Consider the following 24138-nt stretch of genomic DNA (forward strand, 5'->3'; position numbering starts at 1 on the left):
GGGTGTCACGGGCCGGCCGTCCAACGCTCGCGCAGCCCCGCGAGGACGGCGATGGAGACGGCGAGCAGGACGAGGCTGAGGGCGATCGCGGCCTCCGGGTCGGACTCCATCGCCAGGTACACCGCCAGCGGCATGGTCTGGGTGCGGCCGGGGAAGTTGCCGGCGAAGGTGATGGTGGCGCCGAACTCGCCGAGGGCGCGCGCCCAGGCGAGGACGGCGCCGGCGCCGATGCCGGGGGCGATCAGCGGCAGGGTGACCCGCCGGAAGGCGGTCAGCCGGGAGGCGCCGAGGGTGGCGGCGGCCTCCTCGTAGCGCGGGTCGGCGGCGCGCAGCGCGCCCTCCACGCTGATCACCAGGAAGGGCATCGCGACGAAGGTCTCGGCCACCACCACACCTGCCGTGGTGAACGGCAGGGTCAGCCCGAACGCCGAGTCCAGCCAGCGGCCGACGATGCCGTTGCGGCCGAGGACGAGCAGCAGGGCCACACCGCCGACGACGGGGGGCAGCACCAGCGGCAGGGTGACCAGGGCGCGGACGATCCGCCGGCCCGGGAGCTCGGTGCGGGCCAGCATCCAGGCCAGCGGGACGCCGAGCACCAGCGACACCGCGGTGGCCGAGGTGGCGCAGATCAGCGAGAGCCGCAGCGCCTGCCACACCTCGGGGCTGGAGAGCTGTTCGGGCAGCGCGCTCCACGGTGCCCGGACGAGCAGCCCGACCAGCGGCAGGACGAGGAAGGCCAGCCCGAGCAGGGCGGGCAGCAGCAGGGCGTACGGGACCCGCCGCCCGCGCCGGGAGCGCGGGCGGCGGGTCGCCGCGGTGGTACCGGCCGTCACGGAGCCTGGAAGCCCGCCGCGGTCAGCGCCTGCTGGGCCTCGGCCGACTCGATGTAGGCGACGAAGGCCGCGGCGGCGGCCGCGTTGGGCGCCTTGGCGAGGGCGGCGATCGGGTAGTCGTTCACGGCCTTGGCGGCCTCGGGGAAGTCCACACCGTCGATCTTCGCAGCATCGGACTGCACATCGGTCCTGTACACCAGCGAGGCGTCGACCTCGCCGAGCTCGACCTTGGTGAGCGCGCCCTTGACGTCCTGCTCCTGGGTGACCGGGGTGACGTTCACGCCGGCGGCCTGAAGGGCCTTCAGGGCGGCGGCGCCGCACGGCACCTCCTTGGCGCAGAGCGCGACCTTGATGCCGGTGAGGTCCTTGAGGCCCGCGACGTGCTTCGGGTTGCCCTTGGGGACGGCGATCTCCAGGGTGTTGCGGACGAAGACCTTCGGGTCGCCCGCCGCGGCCTTGGCGTCGGTGACGGTCTTCATGGTGGCCGGGCTGGCCGCGGCGAACACGTCGGCGGGGGCGCCGGAGACGATGCTCTGGGCGAGCGCCGAGCTGCCGCCGAAGTTGAAGGTCACCTTGGTGCCGGGGTTGGCCGCCTCGAACTTCTTGCCGAGGGCCGTGAAGGTCTCCTTGAGGGAGGCGGCCGCGAAGACGGTGACCGCCCCGGAGACCTTGGCGGAGGACGCCGACGCGGAGGCCGACGCGGCCGGGGTGGCCGCCGTCGAGGAGGAGGAGCCGCTGCTGCTGCTGCTGCAGGCGGTGAGGCCGGCAGCGAGGGCCAGCGCTGCGACGGTGGCGACGGCGGTACGGCGTCTGACGGTGCTCATGGGTGCGATTCCCCTTCTGCCGCGCCGGTCGGGGGCGCGGAGGTGCGGTGACGACGCCGATCATTGTGCCGCAGATGCCGGGCCGAGGTCCCCTGTTTCATCGCACAGGCCAGCATGTGGACGCCGGTGTCCCAGCATGTGCGATAGCGCAGATGCGGATGCCGCTCGGGCCGGCGGAAAATCCGTGGCCCCCGCTCCGCCCGCCGCGCCACAGTGGGGCGCACACGAGACGGGGAGGACGACACCGATGTCGACATTGCGGGTGACCGCCGAGCAGCTGACCATCCTGGAGCACCCGAACGCCGACGCGCTGGAGCTGGCCCAGGTCGGGCTGTACCGGGCGGTGGTGGCCAGGGGTGCCTACCGGACGGGGGAGACCGCGGTCTACATCCCGGAGCAGGCGGTGCTGCCGGCCGGGCTGATCGAGGAGCTGGGCCTGACCGGCCGGCTGGCCGGCGGCGACGCCAACCGGGTCAGGGCGGTACGGCTGCGCGGCGAGCTGTCCCAGGGCATCGTCTGCCGTCCGGGGGCCCTGGCCGGGGTGGACCTGGCGGCGGCCGCCGCCGCGGGGGAGGACTTCGCCGAGCTCCTGGGCATCACCAAGTGGCAGCCGCCGATCCCGACCGCGATGAGCGGCGAGGTGGAGGCCGCCCCCGACCTGCTGCCCTGGGTGGACGTCGAGAACCTCAAGCGCTTCCCGGACGTGTTCGCGCCGGGCGAGCCGGTGGTGGTGACCGAGAAGGTGCACGGCAGCTGCTGCCTGCTCACCTTCCACGCCGACAGCGGCGAGGTGCAGGTGTCGTCCAAGGGCATCGGCGCGCAGGGACTGGCGCTCAAGGAGGACGGCGTCAACCTCTACTGGCGCGCCGTCCGGGCACACGGCGTCCCGGAGGTCGCGGCCCGGCTGGCCGAGCGGCTCGGCGCGAGCCGGGTGGGCGTGTTCGGCGAGGTGTTCGGCACCGGCGTGCAGGACCTGACGTACGGCGAGCAGGGCCGGGCCGAGCTGCCGGGCTACGCGGTCTTCGACGTGTCGGCGCTGATCGACGGCCGCCCGGTGTGGCTGGACGCGGCCGAGGTGCTGGACGGCGCGCTGCCGGTGGTGCCCGAGCTGTGGCGCGGGCCCTACGACGCGGACCGGGTGCTGGCGTCGGCCGAGGGCCGCGAGACGCTCAGCGGCCGGGGGCTGCACGTCCGCGAGGGCGTCGTCGTCCGGCCGCAGACCGAGCGGCACAGCCCGGTGCTGGGCGGCCGGGCGATCGCCAAGGCGGTCGGCGGCGGCTACCTGACCCGCAAGGGCGGCACCGAGTACGAGTGACCGGGGCGGCCTGTTTTGTCGACGTACCGTCAGTTAGCGTGGGCGGTGCACGATCCGTCGACGAGGGGGACACGTCATGCAGGCCACCCGGATACCGGGCCCGCCCGGGCTGCCACTGATCGGCTCGATGCTGGAGCTCACCCGCGACCCGCTGAAGGCGTACCTGGCGGCGCACCGCGACCACGGCGACGTGGTCCGGTTCACCGCCGGGCCGCCCGGGCTGCGCGCCGAGTTCTGGATGGTGTTCTCGCCGGAGGGCGCGCAGCAGGTGCTGGCCACCCGCGCGGCGGACTTCCGCAAGGACAACGTGATGTACGAGGAGGTCCGGCTCAGCCTCGGCAACGGCCTGCTGACCGCCCAGGACACCGACTACCAGCGCCAGCGGCGGCTCGTGCAGCCGCTGTTCACCCGCCGCCGGGTCGACACCTACGCGGACGCCGTCGCGCTGGAGTCGGCGGCCCTGGTGGACCGCTGGTCCGCGGTGCCGGACGGCGTGGTGGACGCGGCGGACGAGATGTCGCGGTTCGCGCTGCGGGCGGTCGCCCGGATCCTGTTCGGCACCGACGTGGAGGAGGCGATCGGCGCCGTCCGCCGCTCCTTCCCGGTGCTCGGCGCCTACGTGCGGGACCGCGGCTTCGCGCCCGTTCGCCTGCCGCGGCAGTGGCCGACGCCCGGCAACCGGCAGGCGAAGGCCGCCGAGCAGGAGCTGTACGCGGTGTGCGACGCCATCATCGCCCGTCGCGCGGGGCAGGAGTCCGACGACCTGCTCGGCCTGCTGGCGGCGGCCCGCGGCGAGGACGGCGAGCAGCTGGACGCGGCCGAACTCCGCGACCAGGTACTGATCTTCCTGCTGGCCGGCCACGAGACGACGGCGACCTCGCTGGCCTTCGCGCTCCACCTGCTGGGGATGCACCCGGAGCAGCAGAAGCGGGCCCGCGAGGAGGCGTTCACCGTGCTGGGCGACCGCCCGCCGCGGGCCGATGACCTCGCGGCACTGCCGTATCTGACGGCAGTGCTGAAGGAGGCGATGCGGTTGTACCCTGCCGCCGCGGTGATCGGCCGCCGCGCGGTGGCCGACTGCGAGATCGGCGGGGTGCGGATCCCGGCGGGCGCGGACGTCCTGGTCGCCCCGTACGTCACCCACCGGCACCCGGCGCACTGGCCGGAGCCGGAGCGCTTCGACCCGGACCGCTTCACGCCGGAGCAGGAGGCGGCCCGGCACCGCTACGCGTGGTTCCCCTTCGGGGGCGGTCCGCGCGCCTGCATCGGGCAGCACTTCTCGATGCTGGAGTCGGTGCTGGCGCTGGGCGCGGTGCTGCGCGAGTTCGCGGTCGAGACGGTGGACACCGAGGTCAGGCTGGGGCAGGCGATCACGCTGGAGGCACGCGGACCCGTCCGGATCAGGCTGACCCCGCACGGGAGCTGACGGCCCGGCCGGGCGGCGGCCGGTGCACGGTGTCCGGGGACGACGGGGCGGCGCGGGCGTGTCGGGGCGGGTCGCTAGAGTACGTCCGAACTCGCGCATCCGCGACCGTGCGGGCGGGCGGACCGCTCCTGCCACCGGCCCCCGCCGGTCCGTCCGCCGCCGCCACCGACCTTCCACGGGGACAGACCTTTGACCTCTCCTTACCCGCCGTCGAATCCGTACGCCGGTCCGCCCACGCCGCCGGCGCCCGGCCAGCCGTACCCGCCCGCCGGCGGCTACGGGTACCCGGCAGCCCCCGCCCAGCCCGGTCCGTACGCCCAGCCCGGGCCGTACGGACAGCCGGCGCCGCCCGCGCCCGCGTCCGCACCCGGTTACGGCTACCCGGCGCAGCCCGCGCAGCCGGGCCCGTACGCCCAGCCCGCGCCGTACGGTGCGGCGCCGGCGGCGCCGCCCGCCTACGGCCAGCCGGCGCCGTGGGGCCAGGGTCAGGGCGTGCCCTACGGGGCGCCCGCCCAGGCGCCGGACGGCGGCCCGGTCTGCCGCTTCTGCGGCGGCTTCCCGGCGGTGCAGGTCACCGTCCGCGGTCACCGCGGCATGATCGTCATCATGCAGTTCCTGCGCCAGCCGGGCCCGTTCTGCCGCACCTGCGGCACGGCCACCGTCCGCGACATGTCGGCGCGGACGCTGTACCAGGGCTGGTGGGGCTACCTGTCGTCGGTCTTCACGCCGATCACCCTGCTGCGCAACCTCTTCGCCTACAACAAGATCAAGGTGCTGCCGCCGGCGACCGCCCCGCGCGGGCCGCAGCTCGACCCGGGAAAGCCGCTGACCCGCCGTCCGGCGATGCTGATGCTGCTGCTGCCGGTCGTGGCGTGGACACTGGTCATCGGCGTCTTCATCGCCGCGGCGCTGTCCGGCAGCAGCAGTGACGACTCGTACACCCCGCCGTACCGTGTGCCGACCTCGCTGACGGTGAGCACCGGCGACTGCGTGCACAACGCGGGGACGTCGGCCACGCCGGAGCTCAAGGTGCTGCCCTGCAGCGACCCGACGGCGGACTACAAGGTGCTGGCGCGTGTCCCCGACACCACCGACGACACGACGGCCTGCGAGCCCTACCCGACCACGGAGTCCTCACTGACCCACGAGGAGACGGGCAACAACTTCGTGCTCTGCCTGGCGAAGAACCGCACGTCCACCTCGACGGCCGGTTCCTGACTCACCGCGGGGGCGGTGCGGCGGCTGCCGCACCGCCCCCGCGGCGCATGCTCACTTCACGGTGCAGGAAGCGCCGTTGAGGGTGAACGCGGACGGCTTGCTGTTCGCGCTGCCCCAGGTGCCGTTGAAGCCGAACGAGGTGCTGCCCCCGCCGGCGGCCAGGGCGCCGTTGTAACTCAGGTTGGTGACGGCCACGTTGGCGCCGGTCTGGGTCCAGCTGCCGTTCCACAGCGAGCCGACGGTCTGGCCGTCGGCGAAGGCCCAGCGCAGCGTCCAGCCGTTGACCGCGGTCGAACCGGTGTTGCGGACGGTCACGTTGGCGCCGAAGCCGCCGCCCCACTGGCTGCTCACCGCGTACGTCACCTCGCAGGAGGCGGTGCCGCCGCTCGGGCTCGGGCTCGGGGACGCCGAGCCGGACGGCGACCCGCTGGGCGAGGCACTGGCCGACGCGCTGGGCGACGGTGACGCGGATGCCGACACGGAGGCCGACGCCGAGGCGCTCGGGGTCACCGTGGTGACCACCGAGGTGTCGCCCACGATCACACCGCGGCCGTTGGTCGAGACGTACACCCGCCCGTAGACGCGCGGGTCGCCGGTGATCGCCGCACCCGTCCAACCCCACTGGTGGTTGTCGTCGTTGATGCGGACCCAGGTCGCGCCCGCGTTGTCCGAGCGGTAGATGCCGCGCACCCCGCCGATCTGTGCGCTGGTGTACAGCGCCGGGTAGGAGGAGCCGGTCGCCGCCTTGCCGAAGCCGATGGTGTCGGCCTTGTCGACGTTCGCGAGCCGGGTGAAGGACGCGCCGGAGTCGGTGGAGTGCCACAGCCCGTACGTCGCGTCGTCCGAACCGCCGGCCAGCCAGACGTCGCCCTCGGTGGTGGTCAGGGCCTTGAAGCGGACGGGGCCCTTGGCGGGCAGCCCGGTGGCGGCCGTCTTGGCGAACGTCGCCCCGGCGTCGGTGGAGACGTAGAACGCACCGGCCGCGTACCCGTAGAACTTCTTGGCATCGACCCGGTCGGCCTGCACGCTAGCGCCGGCCGGCAGCCCGCTCGCCGCCGTCCAGGAGCTGCCGCCGAACCCGCCGGCGACGGGGGAGGCCCCGCCCGGCGACCACACCACGCGGGTGCCGTCGGCGGAGAGCGCGACCGTGCCGCCGGAGGTGATCCCGCTCGGCTCGCTGCTCGCGGCGTACCAGTTCGCGCCGTTGTCGTTGGAGAACGCGATGTGCTTGTCGGTGGACCCGCTGGCGGTGTTGCCGACCCGGACGACGGTGTTGCCGTTGGTCTGCGCGAAGTCCAGGGCGGTGGTGGTGCCGTGGTTCGGCTGCTGGAACATCAAGGCCGGGGTGGTGGTCAGCGAGGTGTGGCGGAAGCCGCCGATGTCACCGAGCGCGCTGAGCAGCGGTGCGCCGGTCGGCGGGCTGATCAGGTCGTTGACCGCGGTCTCCTCCAGGCCCTGGACCATCGGCGTGATGGTGACCTTGGTGCCGGCGTCCCAGGCGGTGAGGTTGGTGGTGCCGTAGAGCGTGGCGCCGGTGCCGTACATCATCCGGTCGGAGTTGAACGGGTCGATCTCCAGCGACTCGGTCATCCACCCGAGCTTGGGCGTCTCCTCCGGCGGCGAGGGGTTGTTGCCCCAGCTCAGCCACGGGGTGGAGGTGGTGTCCAGGGTGTAGTGGTCCACCCGGTTCGGGTAGCCGTTGTACTCCCAGATCGGCTTGAAGGTCGCGCCGAAGTCGGTGGAGCGGTAGATCTGGGTGTCCGGCCACCAGGAGCTGTAGCCCGTCACCATCACCACGTTGGGGTGCTGGCGGTCGACGGTCAGGCCGCTGTAGCCGAAGTAGGCGCCGGAGTCGGAGGACTTGACCGGGCTGATCTGCAGCCAGGTGCCGGCCTTGGTGTCGTAGCGCCAGACGTCGCCCTTGGCCCCGTCGTACGGGCCGCCGGTGTCGCTGGTGGCCAGATAGAGGTAGCCGTCGGCGCTGTCGAGCACCCCTTGTGCGGCAGGAAGCCGGTCGGCTGGCCCGCCAGGCGCGTCCAGCTGGCGCCGCCGTCGGTGGAGCGGTAGACGTTGTTGTCCTTGTCGGCGACGCCGACGTAGATCGTCTGCGTGGTGGCGCCGGCCGCCGCACTGGACTTGTCGAAGGTCACCCAGAGCACGCCCGGGTTCGAGCTGAGGTAGCCGCTGGTGTCGGTCGGGTCCTGCTGGTAGTTCCCGGCGTTGGGGAACGCGGCGACCTTGGCCCAGGTGACGCCGTAGTCGGTGGACCGCCACAGCCCGTTGCCCTCGGGGGCGCCGAAGTAGAGCACCTTGTCGTTGTTGGGGTCGACCGCCAGCCGCTCGCCCATGCCGCGGCCGGGCATGTTGCCGCCGATCTTGAACGGCATGGTGGTGCGGGCCCACGTCGCGCCCTTGTCGGTGGACCGCAGGATGGCGCCGTTGTTCGGGTCCCAGCTGTTCGTGTAGTTGCCCGCGGCGACGTACACCCGGTTGGTCTGCACCGGGTCGGTGGCCAGCGAGGCGACGCCGGTGAGGTTCCAGTCGTTCCAGCCGACCGAGTCGAGCAGCGGGATCCACTTCTTGGTGGCCGGGTCCTGGCGGTAGGCCCCGCCGATGTCGGTCCGGGCGTAGACCAGGTCCTTCTCGGTCTGGTTGAACACGATGCCGGGGACGAAGCCGCCGCCGTCGATCCGGGCGTTGCTCCAGGTGTACGTGTCGGCGGTGGCCTCGGTTGCGGCGGTCGCGGTGCTGTGCAGGCCGGACAGCCAGGACAGGGCCAGACCGCAGGTCACCGCCAGCGCCGTGACGGCCGCCCGCGGACGGGTCAGGACAGGGGGCATGGGGGAACGGACTCCTTCACCGGCCCGCGGGGTGGGGAGAGGGCCACCACGGCGATGCGTCCGTGGGGAGGGTGGGTGCCCCCGCGCGACAGGGTGGGGCGCGTCGTGCGGGCCGTCGTGGCGCGACCCTAACGGCGGCCGACGACCGGCAGAAGGGATCGCGACGAGCCTTGTCCGCAAGCGGACATGACGGTGCGTCATGGTGCCGTGCACACAGAGGGCGCCCATTCGAGCACACGGCCGGGCGGTGCCGGGCGGCTTTCGGCAACTTCGGGTGGCCGAATTCGGGCGCTGGGTAGCGTCGCCCGCATCCGAGAACCGCCCCGCACATGCGAGCGGCATATGACCACCCCACAGGTCACGCCCTTCGGAGGCCCCCTTGGGAACCATGAACCACCTCAGCTTCGGGTGGCTGACCCCTGCCCTGTCCTATCTGATGGCCTGTGTCGGCGCCGCGCTCGGCCTGCGCTGCACCCTGCGCGCGCTCTCCGCCACCGGCCCCTCACGCCGCAACTGGCTGCTGACCGCGGCGGCGGCGATCGGCTCGGGCATCTGGACGATGCACTTCGTCGCGATGTTCGGATTCTCCGTCGACGGCACGGAGCTGCGCTACGACGTCCCGCTCACGGTACTCAGCCTGCTGGTCGCCGTCACCGTGGTCGGTCTCGGCGTGTTCGTCGTCGGCTACGGCCGGCACCGCGGCCGCAGCCTGCTGGCCGGCGGCCTCACCACCGGCCTCGGCGTCGCCGCCATGCACTACCTCGGCATGGCCGCCGTCCGGATCCACGGCTCGCTCGTCTACACCCCGCTCACGGTGGTGTTCTCCGTGGTGGTCGCGGTCGGTGCGGCGACCGCCGCGCTCTGGGCCGCCGTCACCATCCGCAACGTGGCCGCCGCCGGGGCGGCCTCGCTCCTCATGGGCATCGCGGTCTCCTGCATGCACTACACCGGCATGGCCGCCGTGCACGTCCACATGGATCCGGCCCGCACCGGGCTCGGCGGCGCCACCCCGATGCAGTTCGTCTTCCCGCTCGCCGTCGGCCTCGGCTCCTTCCTCTTCCTCACGTCGGCGTTCGTGGCGCTGTCCCCCAGCCCGCAGGAGCGCGCGGCCTACCGCGAGGCCGGTGAGCTGGCGATCGAGGACCTCGGCGCGCCCGACCTCGACCACGCCGCCTGAGACCGCGCCGCCGAGACCGCGCCGGTACCCGGCCCCCCATCGCCCCCGTCAGCCCCGCCCGCTGCGGCACCCCGAGAGGAACCCCCATGCGAGTACGCCGCGCCGCCGGCCCGCGCAGCGCGCCCGCGGCCGCCCCCGGCGCCGCCCGCGGCCCCGTCCGGCCCGGCCCGGCCGGCCGGCACCGCGGTGCGCACGCCGGGCCGCCGGCCCCGGAGGAGGCCGACGCGGCGCCCGCGTCCGACTTCGGCCGCCGGCCCCGCGCCGGGCTGCGGCTGCGCCCCCGGACCGTCCGGGCCCGGGTCGTCGCCCTGCTGATGGTGCCGGTGGTCTCGGTGATGGCCCTGTGGGCGTTCGCCACCGTCACCACCGCCCGTTCCGTCTGGGACCTCATGCGGCTGCGGACGGTGGCCGGTGCCCTGCTGGACCCGGTGGCCGCGGCCACCACCGGACTCCAGGCCGAACGCACCGCGGCCGGGCGGCTGCTGGCCGGCGACCGGTCGGCCGAGGACGACCTGCGCCGGGCCGCGGACGCCACCGACCGCGCCACGGCGCCGCTCTCCTCGCCGCGCACTACAACCGGGCCGACGCCGAGGGGCTCGGCCCGGAGGCCGCCGACCGGGTCGACCGGCTGGTTGCCGCCGTCGCGGCCCTGCCGGCGCTGCGGGCGGCCGTCGAGCAGCGCGGTGCCGCCTGGAACGGCGTCTTCGCGGCCTACACGGACGCCATCGACCGGGCGCTGGACGTCACCGCCTCGGTCACCGCCCTGCAGGACCACGCGGTCGCCTCGGACGCCCGCGTCCTGCTGGAGTTCGCCCGCGGGCGCGAGCAGCTCGCCCGCGAGGACGCGCTGCTGCGGGCCGGCCAGGCCGCCGGGGGCTCGCCGACGGGGCGTGGCGCGACCTCGGCGCCGCGGTGTACGCGCACCGGCTGCTCGAGCAGGGAGCCGCCCGTGACCTGCGCCCCGCCGACCGGGCGGCCCTGGCCGCCGTCACGGGCGGCGCCGACTACCGTGAGCTGGCCCGCTACGAGGACGCCGTCCGGGCCGCGCCGGACGGCCGGGCCGCGGTGGCGGCCGTCCCCGCCGGCCGCTGGGCCGCGGTCGCCGACAGCACCGCCGGCAGCCTCCGCGCGGTCGAGCGGGCCGCCGGCACCGCGGCGGTGGAACGTTCCGCCCCGTACGCGCTGGGCCTGTACACCTCCTCGGGGCTGGCCGTGCTGCTCGGCCTGGTCGCGGTACTGGCCTCGCTGCTGATCTCGGTGCAGATCGGGCGCGGCCTGGTCACCGAACTGGTGGGGCTGCGCAACTCGGCCCTGGAGCTGGCCGGCCGGACGCTGCCGGCCGCGATGCGACGGCTGCGGGCGGGCGAGGAGATCGACGTCGCCGCGGAGATGCCGCCGGTGCCGCACGGGCGGGACGAGATCGGCCAGGTGCACGGGGCGCTCGGCCGCGTCCAGCGGGCTGCGGTGACCGCCGCCGTGGAGCGCGCCGAGGTGCTGTCCGGCGTCTCCGGCGTCTTCGTCAACCTGGCCCGCCGCAGCCAGGTGCTGGTGCACCGCCAACTGACCCTGCTGGACGCGATGGAGCGCCGCACCGACGACCCCGCGGAGCTGGCCGACCTGTTCCGGCTGGACCACCTGACCACCCGGATGCGCCGCCACGCCGAGGGCCTGATCATCCTCTCCGGCGCCGCCCCGGGCCGGGCCTGGCGCCGGCCCGTCCCGCTGGTCGACGTCGTCCGGGCGGCGGTGGCCGAGGTCGAGGAGTACTCCCGGGTGGACGTGCGGCGGCTGCCGTACGCCGCGGTGGCCGGCCACGCGGTGGCCGACCTGACCCACCTGGTGGCCGAACTCGTCGAGAACGCCACCGGGTTCTCGCCACCGCACACCAAGGTGCACATCCACGGCGAGCAGGTCGGCAACGGCTACGCGCTGGAGATCGAGGACCGCGGGCTCGGCATGGGCCGGGAGGCGCTCGAGGACGCCAACCGGCGGATCCTGGCGTCCGAGCAGGTGGACCTGTTCGACAGCGACCGGCTCGGGCTGTTCGTGGTGAGCCGGCTGGCCCGGCGCAACGGCGTCCGGGTGGCGCTGCGGCCCTCGCCGTACGGCGGCACCACGGCCGTGGTGCTGCTGCCGACCGCGCTGCTGGAGGCCGCGCCGGAGGCCGTTGCGGTCGCGTCGGCGGACCCGGAACCGGACCCGGGCGCGTCCCCCGGGGCGACCGGCCGGCCGGACGCCGTCGCCGCCGCGGCGCAACCCGCGCAGAGCGGGCCGCCGGCCGTCCCGCCGGTGGGACCCCCTGCGGACGGCTCCACGGCGCAGGGTGCACCCTTCGGGGCACTGGGCGGCGATCCGGGCCTGCTGCGGCCCCTGCCGTTCCGCCCCGACGGCACCCGTCCGGACGGCACCCGCCCGGACGCCGCTCCTCCCGCCGGGCCCGCCCCGGTGGCCGTGCCCCCGTCCCCCGTGCCCCCGCCCTTCGCGCCCCCGTCCCTCGTGCCCCCGCCCGCGGCCCCGTCGTCGCCGACGCAGGCCGCCCCGACCTCCGGCGCCGGACGTCCCGGCGACGGACCGCCCGACCCGGGGCTGCCGCGCCGGGTCCGGCAGGCCAGCCTCGTCCCGCAGTTGCGCGAGGCCCCGCCGAAGACCACGGAGCGTGCCGGCGCCGACGGGGAGGGCGGCCGGGCAGGCCGCAGCCCCGAGGAGGCCCGCGCCGCCCTGTCCGCCTACCAGCGCGGCTGGAGCCGGGGCAATTCCGAGCAACCGAGCCGTCCGACCACAGGAGAAGAAGACACATGATCGGCACCACGCACCAGGCCGGCGAGCTCAACTGGCTGCTGGACGAGCTCGTCTCCCGGGTCGACCGGGTCAGATTCGCGCTGATGCTCTCCTCCGACGGGTTGGCCATGGGGACCTCCGCCGGGCTCGGCCGGGAGGAGGGCGAGCACCTGGCCGCCATCGCCTCGGGCTTCCACAGCCTGGCCAAGGGCGCCGGACGCTACTTCGACGCCGGCGAGGTCCGCCAGACCATGGTCGAACTCGCCCGCGGCTTCCTGGTGGTGGCGGCCGCCGGCGAGGGCACCTGCCTGGCGGTGCTCGCCGACGCCGAGGCCGATCTCGGCCTGGTCGCCTACGAGATGGCCCGGCTGGTGCGCCGGGTCGGCGAGCACCTGTACGCGGCGCCCCGCAGCACTGTCGGCGGGTGAGTGCCGTGGCGTACCCGCCGCGCCGCTACCTGCCCGGCAGCCCGTTCGGCTACCCGCCGCCACCCGAGGAGCCGGTGCGGTGGTTCGACGACGCCGCCGGGCCGGTGGTGCGCCCGTACGCGCTCACCGGGGGCGGACGGTGCCGAGCGGCGCCCGGTTCGACCTGATCGCCCTGGTGGTCAGCGACGCGCCGCAGGAAGCGGACCTGCCGGCCGACCCGGAGCAGGCGGCCATCCTGGCCCTGTGCCGGGGCAACGCCCTCTCCGTCGCCGAGATCGCCGCCGACCTCGACCTGCCGCTCGGCGTGGTGCGGGTGCTGCTCGGCGACCTGCTGGACGCCGAGCTGATCCGGGTCAGCCGGCCCGTACCGCCCGCCCTGCTCCCCGACGAGCAGATCCTCCTGGAGGTCATCCATGGGCTCCGCGCCCTCTGACGGTTCCGTTCTCGCGCTCAAGATCCTGGTGGCGGGCGGGTTCGGCGTAGGCAAGACCACGCTGGTCGGCGCGGTCAGCGAGATCCGCCCGCTGCGCACCGAGGAGCAACTGACCGCCGCCGGCCGCGGGGTGGACGACCTCGGCGGCGTGGAGCGGAAGTCGACCACCACGGTCGCGATGGACTTCGGGCGGATCACCATCCGGGACGGCCTGTCGGTGTACCTCTTCGGCACCCCCGGGCAGGACCGGTTCTGGTTCCTGTGGGACGAGTTGGCGCAGGGCGCGCTGGGCGCGGTGGTGCTGGCCGACACCCGCCGGCTGACCGACTGCTTCCCCGCGGTGGACTTCTTCGAGCACCGCGGGATCCCGTTCGTGGTCGCGGTGAACCGGTTCGCCGGGGCCCGGGCCTTCGAGCCGGCCGAGGTGGCCCGCGCACTCGACCTGGACGGCAGCACCCCCGTGGTGGTCTGCGACGCCCGGCAGCGCGCCTCGGGCAAGGACGTGCTGGTCAACTTGGTCGAACATGCCGGACGGGTGCACGCCGCCCGGTTGCTCGCCGAAACCCGGTGCTAGCTGCGGAAACGATCTGATGGTCCGTCATTGCGGGCGGTAGGCAGGAGTGTTGGTACGTTCACGGAGCGGTCTGCTGTTCCGCCGAACACCCCGTGCCGTTCGCCCGCCGTCCGCCTCGGCGTGCCCTGTGATCGCTTGGCTTGCCCGGGACATCGGGCGGCCACGGGAGGACGCGGGCATGGCAGGGCGAAGCGGGCGGCGGGGACAGCGGAGGACCGGGACGGTCCGGGCCGGGCGGCTGGCGGTGGCCGCGGCGATGCTCCCGGCCCTGCTCGGAGCCGCCGGGTGCGCCGGGGGCGCGGGCGCCGCCCAGGGCGCCTCGGTGACCGTGCTGACCATGGCGCCGTTCGGCGCCGGTCCCGCCGACCGGTCCGGCAGCACCGCGCTCGCCGAGGCGATCGGCCGGTCCGTGACGGCGGCCGGCGGTTTCGGCGGCCGTCGGCTGCAGGTGCTGACCTGCGACGAGCAGGACATCCCGGCGGGTGCCACGGCCTGCGCCCGCCGGGCGGTGGACGCGCACGCGGTGGCCGTGGTCGGCTCGTACAGCCAGCACGGCGACGACTTCATGCCGGTGCTGGAGGCGGCCGGCATCCCCTACCTGGGCGGATACGGGCTGTCCGGGCCGGAGTTCGCCAGCCCGATGTCCTATCCGGTCGCCGGCGGTACGCCCGCGCTGATCGCCGGGAGCGGGCAGCAGCTGGTGGCGGCCGGCTGCCGGACGGTCGCGCTGCTGCGGCCCGACACCCGGGCGGGTGACACCCTCACCCGCTACCTGTCCGGGGCGCTCAGGCCGGCCGGGGTCGCGCTCACCGATGTGAAGGTGCCGGACAAGGGCGCCGACTTCGCCGCCCTCGCCCGCACCGCGATCGGCGGGGACCGCAAGGACGGCTGCGTGACCACCGCGCTCGGCACCGACCAGACCCGCGGCCTGCTGGACGCGTACCGGCGGATCGGCCCGGCCCGCACCCGGCTCGGGGCGGTGCTCGGCGGCGTCCAGCAGTCGGTGGTGGACGCCACCGGGGGGACGGCAGGTCCGCTGGAGGGGGCGCTGGTGACGGGGTGGTACCCGCCGGAGTCGTCCAGCGTCTGGGACGACCTGCGGAACACCCTGCGCGACCACGAACCGGGCACCACGGTCGATGTCTCGGACCTCGGCGTCCAGACCACCTGGGTGGCCTACCAGGTCTTCTTCCAGGCCGCGGACCGGCTCGCCTCGGCCGGCCGGCCGCTGACCGCGAAGACCCTGCGCGGTCAGCTGGACAGCGGAGACTCGCTGGACACCGGCGGGGTGACCCCGCCGCTCGACTGGGGCATGGGCAGCATGCTGCCGAGCGCGGAGTCCCCGCGCCTGACCAACACCTGGGTGACGTTCCAGGAGGTCAAGGGCGGCCGGCTGACCGAGCAGCAGAGCGGTTTCGTGGACGTCCGCCGGGTGCTCACGGGCCGCCGCGCACCGCAGTAGCCCGGTCGGCGGTCGGGCCCGGCGGCCGACACGCACCGTGCTGACGTGATGTCAGCTGTTACCGGGAGGCCGGACGTACATTGACGAGGTGATCACGTACGAGGAGTACGAGGCGGGCGCCCTGGCGGCCGCGGGCCGCTGGGCGGAGCTGCTCGGACTTTTCCGGCGGACCCGCGCCGCGGCCGCCGCGGCCCGGGGCCGGGAGGCCGCGACCGGGGCGGCCGGGCCGATCGGCCACCTGATCGCGTACGGGGCGCCGCCCGAGCTGGCGGCCCGGCTGTTCGATGCCGACGGCGGCCCGGACACGGCCGCCGGCGCGACCGACCACGACGCCGGGCCGCTCTGGGAGGTGCTGGCCGCCCGGCACTCCTGGCGCCGGCTCGCCCCGCTGCTGGAGCCGACGCCGATCCGGCGGCTGGTGGCGCACACCCGGGCGCTGCTCGGCGACGACCTGGCGGGCCGGGCCGATCCCGATCCGGAGGGCGTCCCGCTGGCGCTCCAGCCCTGGGAGAAGTCCGGCTGGGAGGAGCGCAGCCGCGTCCGCGACTACCTGCCCGGCGGTGGGGCACGACGGCCCCTGCTCGCGCTGCCCGCGACCCGCGAGGGCCTCGGCCGGCTCGACCTCCCCGGCCCCGGCACCCTCGTCCCCGGGCTCGGGGCCACCCGGCTGCTGGATGCCCTCGCGCCGTGGCTGCGGGCCGTCTGCGTCCGGGGCACCGCACCGGACGGGGCGGCGCGGTTCGCCCAGGACACCGATCCGGTCGCCGGGTACCTGCCGTTCGGCACGGTCTACCCGGCGCTCGTCCAGGCGGCCTCCGGGGTCCGGGAGCTCGGGACGGCCGACGGGCGGCTGGCCCTGTGGCGGGCGCTCGTCGCGATGACCGGCGAGCCGAGGCCCGCCCCGTCCGACGTGAACGCCCTGGTGGCGCGGCTGCGCTGCCTCACCTGGTGCGAGGCCGAGGACGAGCTCTGGTACCTGCACGTGGCCCTGGAGGATCCGGCGACGGGACTGGCCTGGGCCCTCAGCGGGACGGTGGAGGCGTAGTCCGTGGTGACTTTGCGATCCCGTGCCGGTCGCATGCGGCGGAGGGCTTGGTCGGAGCTTACGGGGCCTACCGCTTCGCCGAGTTCTTGATGCCACTCACACCCTCCGGCGGGCAGGACCTGCTGGTCGGCCCGGCGAGCGGCCGCTGGACCGGGAGCGCAAGTTCCGGGACCGCAAACCCGAAGACTGCTACCCCTATCTCCAGCCTGGCGCTTTCGTGGAGCTGACTGTCAAACGGATGATCAGGAAAACAGAAGGGGCCTCTGAGGTTGGACGATCCTGCATGAGGTCCGTCAGCAAGCTGACGGACCCTCATGCAGGATCGAGGCCGGTGCCGCGTGTGATCGGCGTGCGACCCCGGGGCCTGCGAGCTCCCGGGGCCGGCGCCGTTACTCCGTCCGTAGGACTTCCGCCACCGGCACCTTCGCTGCGCCCCGGGCCGGCAGGTAGGCCCCCAGGGCGGCGATCAGGGCGCCGGCCAGGGCCAGCGGCACCAGTGTCGGCCAGTGCCACACGTGCAGCAGGGAGGCGGGGAGGTCGACCCCAGTGCCGTGCCCGGTGAGCGGGATGATGATCCGGTGCGCGAGCACCCCGAGCGGTACGCCGAGCAGCCCGCCGACCGTGCCGAGGACCGTCATGGAGGTCACCACCATGGCGATCACCTGACGCGGGGTCATGCCGATCGACTTGAGCATGCCCAGGTCCTTGCGCCGCTCGCGGGTGCTCAGCACCACGGTGTTGAGCACCCCGAGGGCGGAGACCACGATCAGCATCAGGGTGAGCGTCGACACCACGCTGATCACGACCTTCTCCATGGTCTCGATGCCGCCGTTGACCGAGGCCCCCACACCGCGGTCCGCCTTGGTGACCGCCGAGGCGTAGGCGGCCGCATCGGTGCCCGGGGCGAGCTGGACGTAGAAGTTCATCGCGCGCTGGTTGGGGTTCAGCTTGATGAACCTGTCCCAGTCGAGGCTGGTGACGTCCCAGCCGCCGGAGGACTCGCCGACCACTGTCTCGGGGGTGGGCCGCCCGTCGGAGTCGTCCAGGACGATCTGCTGGCCGAGCGAGACCTGGTGCCGGTGCCAGTACTCCGAGGAGACCACCACCTCGCCCGGGCCGCGCATCCAGTGCCCTCGCACCAGATCGGGGTGGAGCGCATCGGAGTCACCGCGCTGGACCCCCACCCGGACGACCGCCGAGGAACCAGTGGTACGGGTCTCCAGCGGTGCGTCCGCTAGCACGTGCCGGGTGCCGGGCATCGCGCGCAGCAGGCTGGAGAGCTGGTCGTCGGTGTGCGCGGCCGGGACGGCGTCGAACGTCGGGTTGTTGACCTGCACCCGCACCTGGATCTTGTCGGTCTGGCTCTGCGACTGCCCGAACTTGACCACCGAGGCCGACAGGCCGATCGCCATCGTCACGGTCATGACGCCGAGCACCACGGTCGACAGGGTCAGTGCGGTCCGGCCCGGCCGGGCGAACGGCCAGCCCAGGCCCAGGCTCACCGGGCGCGGCAGCCGCGAGCTGCCGAACCTGCGCTGCACGGCCAGGCCGCGCCCGGTCCGCTGCGCGCCGCCCGCGCTGATCGCGACGGCGGCGGGGAGCCGGCGGGCCCGCATCGCCGGGAGGAGGGCCGACAGCGCGACCAGCACGGGCATCCCGAGCAGCACCACCGGGTAGACCCAGACCGGTACGGTCGCCTTGTCCTGCACGAGTTCGCTGCCGAAGATCCCCCAGAACGCCTGGTGGACCAGCTTCTTGCCGACCAGCCCGCCGAGCACCGAGCCGAGCACACCGCCGACCACTGCTGGGGCGGTGACCATGACGAGGTAGACCGCCGTCACCTGGTTCGGGGTGAAGCCGAGGGCCTTGAGGATGCCGATGTGCCGGAAGCCCGCGACGACGGCGCCGCTGACGACGTTGCCGACGATCAGGACGGAGACGATCAGGCCGAGGACGCCGAAGACCGTCAGGAACGGCACGTACGTGTTGGGGCCCTTGGCCAGGTTCGCCTTGAGCGCCAGGTAGGAGCTGGTGCCGGTCAGTGCGTCGGTGCGCACGCCCTCGGTGGCGGCGGCGAGGCCGGTCTTCAACTCGGCCTCGGAGCCGGCCCTGTGGAAGCGGTACAGCATCTGCAGGGAGTCGGCGTGCAGCGCCCGGGCCTGGTCGGGTGTGACCCAGCCGCCCGCCGACTGGCTGGCGGAGGCGGCGTAGCCGACGATCTTGAAGTCCAGGCCGTCCGGAGTGCGCAGGTGCCGTTCGGACTCGTTCAGTACCGAACCGAGCCCCGAGGGCAGGTCGAGCACGAGCTCGCCGGGGCCGGTCGGCCAGCGCCCGGCGCTGAGCAGCAGGGTGTCGACCGGAGTGTCCGGCCGGTCGCGGCCGACCACGGTGAACGAGCCGGCCAGCCCGATCGGGTGCTCGCCGGTCAGGCTGGGGGAGCGCAGGACGGTCTCGGGGTACGGGCCCGCGACGGCCGTGACACCGGGGGCGTCCGCCGCCCGGGTAAGCTGCGCGGGGGTGACCTTGCCGCTGTCGAACTCGGTGACGAGATGGGCGCCCTTGGCGGCGTCGTAGGCCTTGTCGAAGGGGCCGGACACGGCCGCCAGCAGGCCAAGGGTGGCGATCGCCATGGCGCTGGAGACCATGACCACGACGCCGAGGATGAAGGTCTGCAGCCTGCGCCGCTTGACCGCCGCGCGGGCGGCCGTCCACACGGCGCTCACCGGGCGGCCGCCGCGGTGGTGCCGGCCTGGGCGATGGTGCGGTCATCGGCGATGCGGCCGTCCGCGACCTCGACGACCCGGCGCGCGCACCGGGCAGCGAGCTTCGGGTCGTGGGTGACGATCAGCAGCGTCTGGCCGAGCTCGTTGAGGTCGGTGAGCAGCTGCATCACCTGCTCGCCTGAGCGGCTGTCCAGGGCTCCGGTCGGCTCGTCGGCCAGCAGCAGGGACGGCTGGTTCATCAGGGCCCGGGCAGTGGCGACGCGCTGGCGCTCGCCGCCGGACAGCGCGGCGGGGTAGATGTCCTTCCGGTCCGCGATGCCGAGCTCGCCCATCAGCTCCAGGGCGCGCCTGCGGGCGGCCGCCGCCTTCCTGCCGCTCAACTGCCCGGCCAGGGCGATGTTGTCCAGGGCCGGCAGGTCGTCCAGCAGGTTGAAGAACTGGAAGATCATGCCGATTCGGCGGCGCCGGAACAGCGCGAGCCCCTTCTCGTCCAGCCCGGTCAGATCCTGCCCGCCGACCACCACTGACCCGGCGCTCGGCCGGTCCAGCCCGGACACCATGTTCAGCAACGTCGACTTGCCCGAGCCGGAGGCCCCCATCACGGCGACCGACTCGCCTGCGGCGATCTCCAACGAGACGCCGTCGAGTGCCGCGTAGTCGCCGAAGTCCTTCCGCAGGTCCGTGATCCGGACGACGATGTCCTCGCTGCTGTGCCCGCCGGTGTTCCTGCAGTTCGCCCTGCTCGCCCTGTTCGTCATGGGCCATACAGTGCCGACCACCCCGGTCTGCGGGCATCGGAGCGTGGTCCACACCCGTGGACGCCGGTACCGACCACGGGTGTACACCCCCGGTCCGATTCGCGCCCGGCACCCGCCTGGCTACCATCGCCGCATGTCCGCGACTTCGACCTCGCTGCTGAGGCGCGTCACGCCCGCCGGGTGGACGGCGCTCGCCTGGTGCGTGTCCACGCTGTACTCCTTCGTCGTCCAGATCCGGTGGCCGGGCGAGTCCTTGGCGCCCTGGGGCGACAAGAGCCACCAGGCCGAGCCGTTCGCGATGCGGCCCCGCGAGCTGGCGCTGCTGCTGCTCGCGGCGGCCCTGCTGGGCCTCGCCTGCTGGGCCCTGACGCGCCGTCCGCTCGGCGCGGTGGTGCTGCTGGTGGTCAGCGCGCTGCTGCTGACCAACGGGCCCTTCCACACCACCAGCATCGCGCCGGAGCAGTACCTGCCGGTCTGCGTCGCTCTCAGCGCCGCCACCGCCGCCGCGCCGCGCAAAATCTCGCTGCTCGCCGTCGGGGCCTGCCTGGCGGGGCTGTTCGGCTACCTCGGGGTGCGGCTGGCGCTGGGCCTGCGGATCGGCACCTCGGTCGAGGCCGTCGTCCTGATGATGATCGCCGTTGCCTGGGTGGTCGGCAACTCCCAGCGCCAGGAGCGCCTGCACGCCCGGAATGTGCGTAGCCGGGCGGCCGAACAGGCCGTGACGGCCGAGCGGTTGCGGATCGCCCGTGAGCTGCACGACATGGTCGCGCACAACATCGGCGTGGTCGCGATCCAGGCCGGGGCCGCCAAGCGTGTCATGGAGACGCAGCCGGATGGCACCCGCCGGGCCCTCGGCGTCATCGAGGCCACCAGCCGGGAGACGCTCGCCGGGCTGCGGCGCATGCTCGGCGCGCTCCATGACACCGAGTCGGCCGCCCCGTTGGCCGGTTTGGTGGACGTGGACCAGCTGGTGGCGAATGTACGGGACGCCGGCGTCCGGGTGGACGTGGAGTGGCGCGGCGAGCGGCGCCCGCTGCCGCCGGAGGTGGACCTCGCCGCGTTCCGCGTCATCCAGGAGTCCGTCACCAACGTGGTCAAGCACTCCGGTACGCAGCAGTGCCGGGTCTCGGTGGTTTTCGCACCTGACGATCTGTCGGTCGTGATCGTCGACAGCGGGGCCGGGCACGGCAAGGGCCTCGGTACCGGCTACGGTGTGGCCGGGATGCATGACCGGGTGAAGCTGCTGAACGGCGACTTCAGGGCCGGCCCGCGCCCCGAGGGCGGCTTCCGGGTGACCGCCCGGCTGCCGCTGCCCACGCGGGCCTGATACCTGCCGCCGGTTGCGGCGGCCCGACGCCCGCTGCTGCCCACGCAGGTCCGATGCCTGCCCCTGCCCATGGAGGTCTGATGCCGATCCGAGTCCTGTTGGCCGACGACCAGCCGCTGATCCGGGCCGGTCTGGTCATGGTGATCGCCGACATCCCCGACATCGAGGTGGTCGGCGAGGCCGGCAACGGCGCCGAGGCCGTCCAGCTGGTCCGCGAGCTCGCACCCGACGTCGTCGTCATGGACATCCGGATGCCCGGTATGGACGGCATCGAGGCCACCGGCCTGATCACTCGGGAGACCGGTGCCCCGCACGTCCTCGTCCTGACCACCTTCGACGACCAGGACAACGTCTACAACGCCCTACGGGCCGGTGCCTCGGGCTTCCTGGTCAAGGACATGGCCCTGGACGACATTATTACGGCCGTCCGTGTGGTGGCCGACGGCGACGCCCTGCTCGCCCCCAAAGTCACCCGCCGCCTGATCGAGGACTTCGCCGCCCGCCCCCAGCCCGCCGCCGTCCTGCCCCCTGACGATCTCCAGGGCATCACCGACCGCGAACGCGAAGTCCTCACCCTGATCGGTCGGGGCCTGTCCAACGCCGAGATTGCCGAAGCCCTCTTCATCACCGGTGCCACCGTCAAGGCCTACGTCACCCGCCTGCTGGCCAAGCTCGACGCCCGCGACCGCGTCCACCTCGTCATCACCGCCTACGAACACGGCTTGGTGTCCGCGGGGCGGCTGTAGGCGCGGCACTTGGAAGAGCGGCAGGCGGAAGTCGGTGCCTTAAGGCCTCGCGCTTTCGCGACTGTTCTCCGCCGCAGCGCGCCTCGCGACCACCGCCCCGCACCCGCCACCTGCGCTTCAACCAGCGATGGCCCTGGACCCACGTGATCACCGACGCGATCGACCGGTTCGCCGAAACAACCCACCGGAAAGCGCAGAAGGGGGCCGTCAGCAAGATGACGGCCCCTCATGCAAGACCGAGGCCAGGGGATTGATCCCCTGCTCCCTTGGATTGATCACGACTCGATGCAGGCCCTCACGGCGGCTCGGGCGAGGGGATCAGGCCGCTCGGCCGGCTGCCCGAGCCCGCAGGTGCCGCAGGCAGTGCCGCAGAATGCCGGGTGCCTCCGGACCAGCCCGGAGCAGTGGTCTCAGGGACCGATCTCCCGCTGCGGGTGGCCCAGTTGTTCGTCGGCGGTGGAGTTACTGCTCGATCCTCAGGTTCCACTGCAGTGTGGTGGGCGCGTCGATGCTGACCTGGATGTCTTCGGGTGAGTCGAGGTGGAAGACGTTCCGGACCGGGGTGACGGCTGCGGTGTCGCAGGGAATGGTCGTGGTGGACACGGGGTTTACCGTGATGACCAGGCCGATCTGGCCGCCGAGCATGTCGCCACGCTGACAGCCGTACTGACTCCGGTGCCGTGGGAGCCTTGGCGCCGGCCGAACCACTCCACACGCTTCTACGTCGCACCCGGCGTGATCGCCGAGACGACGGACCAGTGGCACGGGAACACCTCGGTGTGGGTCGGCGCGGTACATCGCAGGGTTCGCCGGCCACTGGGGCGGCTCGGAATCGCCTGGACCGACTTCGACGGCTGAGCCACCGACGGCCCAGGCAAGTGTGCCCGGACCACCGCCCCACGGCCCGCCGGCTCGGATGCGAAGCCGCGAGCCTGCTCTGCGGCCCTGATCCGGCCGACGGTGTTCCACCACGCGTCGCGGTCTACGGCGCTGACCCACAACGAGTGGCCGTGACCGTCGGCCCGCACCGGTCTTTCGTTAACCCTTTGCGGAGTGCTCGACGGGCCGGTTAGGTTCTCCCAGCCGTCCGATGACGTTAGGGACCGGCGCCGTCGACGAGGAGGTGTGGAGCACATGCGCAGGAGCGTCCAGGTGTTGAGCCCGCGTACTGACCGTTGCCACTTCCTCATGACGGAGACACCTTGTCGTCCCGCATCACCCCACTGACCGATCCCGCTCACGGCGCGAACAGCCGGCGTCTTGCCTGGCTGGCGTCCGACGCCGATTCCACCCCGTCGGGACTGCCTTCCTGCGCCTGTTCGACAGCCCCGGACAGCAGCACCTGGCCGAACTGACCCTCCAGGTCCATCCGGCCGAGCGCCGCCGGCACGTCGGATCGCAGCTCCTCGAAGCCGCCGTGGCCGCTGCCCGAGCCGATGCCCGCCGCTGCGTCGTCGCGCAGGCCGAGGCCGGAGCGCCCGGCGACCGCTTCCTGGTGGCGCGCGGTTTCCGTCAGGTCCTCACCCTGAGGTTCTCCCGCCTGCCACTGGCCGATGTGGACACCACCGCCCTCGCCGGGATCGTCGAGCGTCCGCATCCCGGCTACCGGCTCATGTCATGGCACGGCACCGTGCCCGACGGCCTCGCCGAGTCGTTCGCCGCCTCGCGTCGCGCCATGGACGACGTGCCCATGGACGACACCGACTACGGCACGGTGACCTGGGACGTGGACCGGGTCCGGGCCGCGGCGAAGGCTGTCGAACAGCGTGGCGACGACCTGCACACCGTCGTTGCCGTCGACGCCTCCGACGGCTCGGTCGCCGGGTTCACCGAGCTGGTCGTCCCCGGCGACGGACGAGGTGACGGCCAGCACTACGGCACCGCCGTATTGCCGGAGCACCGTGGACACGGCCTCGGCCGGTGGATGAAGGCCGAGTCGATCCGACACGCCCATGGGCGCTGTCCGGACCTCGGCGGTCTCCTGACCGACACCGCCGACGGCAACACGCACATGAGACGGATCAACGACAGTCTCGGCTACCTGCCCACGCACACGACACACCAGTACCAGCTCGACCTCTAGCGGCGGACGGACGGGCCGGACGTGGACGACACACCGTCCGGCCCGTCCATGCCTCCTGGGCACGGCCTGGACTGTCCGAGCCGTGAGCCCGAGCAGGCCCGGCCCGGCGCCGCTCCGGGGGATGGAGCCGCAGCGCCGGGCCGGGGGT

General features: G+C 73.7%; 16 protein-coding genes and 4 pseudogenes. 14 read left to right on the top strand and 6 right to left on the bottom strand.

Annotated elements, in window-relative coordinates:
• Positions 1-5: 5 nt before the first annotated feature.
• Complete coding sequence (locus ABEB13_RS30790; protein WP_345708080.1) at positions 6-833, bottom strand: ABC transporter permease; 828 nt, start codon at positions 831-833, stop codon at positions 6-8.
• The gene (modA, locus tag ABEB13_RS30795; RefSeq protein ID WP_345708081.1) at positions 830-1657 is read right to left on the bottom strand and encodes a molybdate ABC transporter substrate-binding protein; all 828 of its coding nucleotides are present in this window, start codon (positions 1655-1657) and stop codon (positions 830-832) included. Before modA ends, ABEB13_RS30790 begins: the two co-directional genes overlap by 4 nt.
• 247 nt (positions 1658-1904) lie before the next feature.
• Between modA and ABEB13_RS30800 the strand changes: the two genes are divergently transcribed.
• The 3 genes from ABEB13_RS30800 (at position 1905) to ABEB13_RS30810 (ending at position 5616) form a co-directional block, all read left to right on the top strand.
• Entirely contained in the window at positions 1905-2972 is a 1068-nt protein-coding gene (locus tag ABEB13_RS30800) for an RNA ligase (ATP) (RefSeq protein WP_345708082.1), read from the top strand.
• A gap of 76 nt (positions 2973-3048) precedes the next feature.
• Positions 3049-4398: a cytochrome P450 gene (locus ABEB13_RS30805; protein WP_345708083.1), complete on the top strand. Its 1350-nt coding sequence runs from the start codon at positions 3049-3051 to the stop codon at positions 4396-4398.
• A 189-nt stretch (positions 4399-4587) separates the two neighbouring features.
• A complete protein-coding gene (locus tag ABEB13_RS30810) occupies positions 4588-5616 on the top strand; it encodes an LppU/SCO3897 family protein (protein WP_345708084.1) in 1029 nt (342 codons plus the stop codon).
• A gap of 51 nt (positions 5617-5667) precedes the next feature.
• Here the strand turns inward: ABEB13_RS30810 and ABEB13_RS30815 are convergent.
• Positions 5668-8444, bottom strand: a pseudogene (locus tag ABEB13_RS30815) (cellulose binding domain-containing protein).
• A gap of 391 nt (positions 8445-8835) precedes the next feature.
• On the opposite strand from ABEB13_RS30815, the gene ABEB13_RS30820 reads away from it, so the two are divergent.
• The 8 genes and pseudogenes from ABEB13_RS30820 (at position 8836) to ABEB13_RS30855 (ending at position 16353) form a co-directional block, all read left to right on the top strand.
• A complete protein-coding gene (locus ABEB13_RS30820) occupies positions 8836-9633 on the top strand; it encodes an MHYT domain-containing protein (RefSeq protein ID WP_345708085.1) in 798 nt (265 codons plus the stop codon).
• Positions 9634-9976: 343 nt separating this feature from the next.
• Positions 9977-10456: pseudogene (locus ABEB13_RS40800) on the top strand (nitrate- and nitrite sensing domain-containing protein); the annotation flags it as partial.
• Between the two features lie 89 nt (positions 10457-10545).
• Positions 10546-12432, top strand: a complete 1887-nt coding sequence (locus ABEB13_RS30830; protein ID WP_345708087.1) for a sensor histidine kinase — start codon at positions 10546-10548, stop codon at positions 12430-12432.
• Positions 12429-12839 (top strand): roadblock/LC7 domain-containing protein, encoded by a 411-nt coding sequence (locus ABEB13_RS30835; RefSeq protein WP_345708088.1) that lies wholly within the window; start codon positions 12429-12431, stop codon positions 12837-12839. The genes ABEB13_RS30830 and ABEB13_RS30835 overlap by 4 nt, the downstream gene beginning before the upstream one ends.
• Before the next feature lie 29 nt (positions 12840-12868).
• Positions 12869-13272, top strand: a pseudogene (locus ABEB13_RS30840) (DUF742 domain-containing protein).
• The gene (locus tag ABEB13_RS30845) at positions 13253-13846 is read left to right on the top strand and encodes a GTP-binding protein (RefSeq protein ID WP_345708089.1); all 594 of its coding nucleotides are present in this window, start codon (positions 13253-13255) and stop codon (positions 13844-13846) included. The pseudogene ABEB13_RS30840 and the gene ABEB13_RS30845 overlap by 20 nt, the downstream one beginning before the upstream one ends.
• 178 nt (positions 13847-14024) lie before the next feature.
• Complete coding sequence (locus tag ABEB13_RS30850) at positions 14025-15308, top strand: ABC transporter substrate-binding protein (protein ID WP_345708090.1); 1284 nt, start codon at positions 14025-14027, stop codon at positions 15306-15308.
• Between the two features lie 88 nt (positions 15309-15396).
• Positions 15397-16353: a hypothetical protein gene (locus tag ABEB13_RS30855; RefSeq protein WP_345708091.1), complete on the top strand. Its 957-nt coding sequence runs from the start codon at positions 15397-15399 to the stop codon at positions 16351-16353.
• Between the two features lie 389 nt (positions 16354-16742).
• On the opposite strand, the gene ABEB13_RS30860 is transcribed toward ABEB13_RS30855, so the two are convergent.
• Positions 16743-19076, bottom strand: coding sequence for an ABC transporter permease (locus ABEB13_RS30860; RefSeq protein ID WP_345708092.1), 2334 nt, complete (start codon positions 19074-19076; stop codon positions 16743-16745).
• Positions 19073-19834, bottom strand: coding sequence for an ABC transporter ATP-binding protein (locus tag ABEB13_RS30865; RefSeq protein WP_345708093.1), 762 nt, complete (start codon positions 19832-19834; stop codon positions 19073-19075). The genes ABEB13_RS30860 and ABEB13_RS30865 overlap by 4 nt, the downstream gene beginning before the upstream one ends.
• Before the next feature lie 133 nt (positions 19835-19967).
• Here ABEB13_RS30865 and ABEB13_RS30870 point away from each other — a divergent pair, with 133 nt between their 5' ends.
• Together ABEB13_RS30870 and ABEB13_RS30875 are read left to right on the top strand one after the other, a co-directional pair.
• Positions 19968-21161, top strand: a complete 1194-nt coding sequence (locus ABEB13_RS30870; protein ID WP_345708094.1) for a sensor histidine kinase — start codon at positions 19968-19970, stop codon at positions 21159-21161.
• A gap of 80 nt (positions 21162-21241) precedes the next feature.
• Positions 21242-21907, top strand: coding sequence for a response regulator (locus ABEB13_RS30875; RefSeq protein ID WP_345708095.1), 666 nt, complete (start codon positions 21242-21244; stop codon positions 21905-21907).
• A gap of 462 nt (positions 21908-22369) precedes the next feature.
• Here ABEB13_RS30875 and ABEB13_RS30880 read toward each other — a convergent pair whose 3' ends face one another.
• On the bottom strand, positions 22370-22510 hold the full coding sequence (locus ABEB13_RS30880) for a hypothetical protein (RefSeq protein WP_345708096.1): 141 nt from the start codon (positions 22508-22510) through the stop codon (positions 22370-22372).
• 599 nt (positions 22511-23109) lie between these two features.
• Here ABEB13_RS30880 and ABEB13_RS30885 point away from each other — a divergent pair.
• Positions 23110-23990: pseudogene (locus tag ABEB13_RS30885) on the top strand (GNAT family N-acetyltransferase).
• Positions 23991-24138: the final 148 nt, after the last annotated feature.

Origin of the sequence: Kitasatospora paranensis, assembly GCF_039544005.1 — a bacterium.
In the GTDB taxonomy this organism is placed as follows: Bacteria; Actinomycetota; Actinomycetes; order Streptomycetales; family Streptomycetaceae; genus Kitasatospora; species Kitasatospora paranensis.

Bases quoted from the DNA above. Each gene is read 5' to 3' on its own strand.
- modA (WP_345708081.1), bottom strand. From the start codon at position 1,657: ATGAGCACCGTCAGACGCCGTACCGCCGTCGCCACCGTCGCAGCGCTG.
- ABEB13_RS30800 (WP_345708082.1), top strand. From the start codon at position 1,905: ATGTCGACATTGCGGGTGACCGCCGAGCAGCTGACCATCCTGGAGCAC.
- ABEB13_RS30805 (WP_345708083.1), top strand. From the start codon at position 3,049: ATGCAGGCCACCCGGATACCGGGCCCGCCCGGGCTGCCACTGATCGGC.
- ABEB13_RS30835 (WP_345708088.1), top strand. From the start codon at position 12,429: ATGATCGGCACCACGCACCAGGCCGGCGAGCTCAACTGGCTGCTGGAC.
- ABEB13_RS30845 (WP_345708089.1), top strand. From the start codon at position 13,253: ATGGGCTCCGCGCCCTCTGACGGTTCCGTTCTCGCGCTCAAGATCCTG.
- ABEB13_RS30850 (WP_345708090.1), top strand. From the start codon at position 14,025: ATGGCAGGGCGAAGCGGGCGGCGGGGACAGCGGAGGACCGGGACGGTC.
- ABEB13_RS30865 (WP_345708093.1), bottom strand. From the start codon at position 19,834: ATGACGAACAGGGCGAGCAGGGCGAACTGCAGGAACACCGGCGGGCAC.
- ABEB13_RS30870 (WP_345708094.1), top strand. From the start codon at position 19,968: ATGTCCGCGACTTCGACCTCGCTGCTGAGGCGCGTCACGCCCGCCGGG.
- ABEB13_RS30875 (WP_345708095.1), top strand. From the start codon at position 21,242: ATGCCGATCCGAGTCCTGTTGGCCGACGACCAGCCGCTGATCCGGGCC.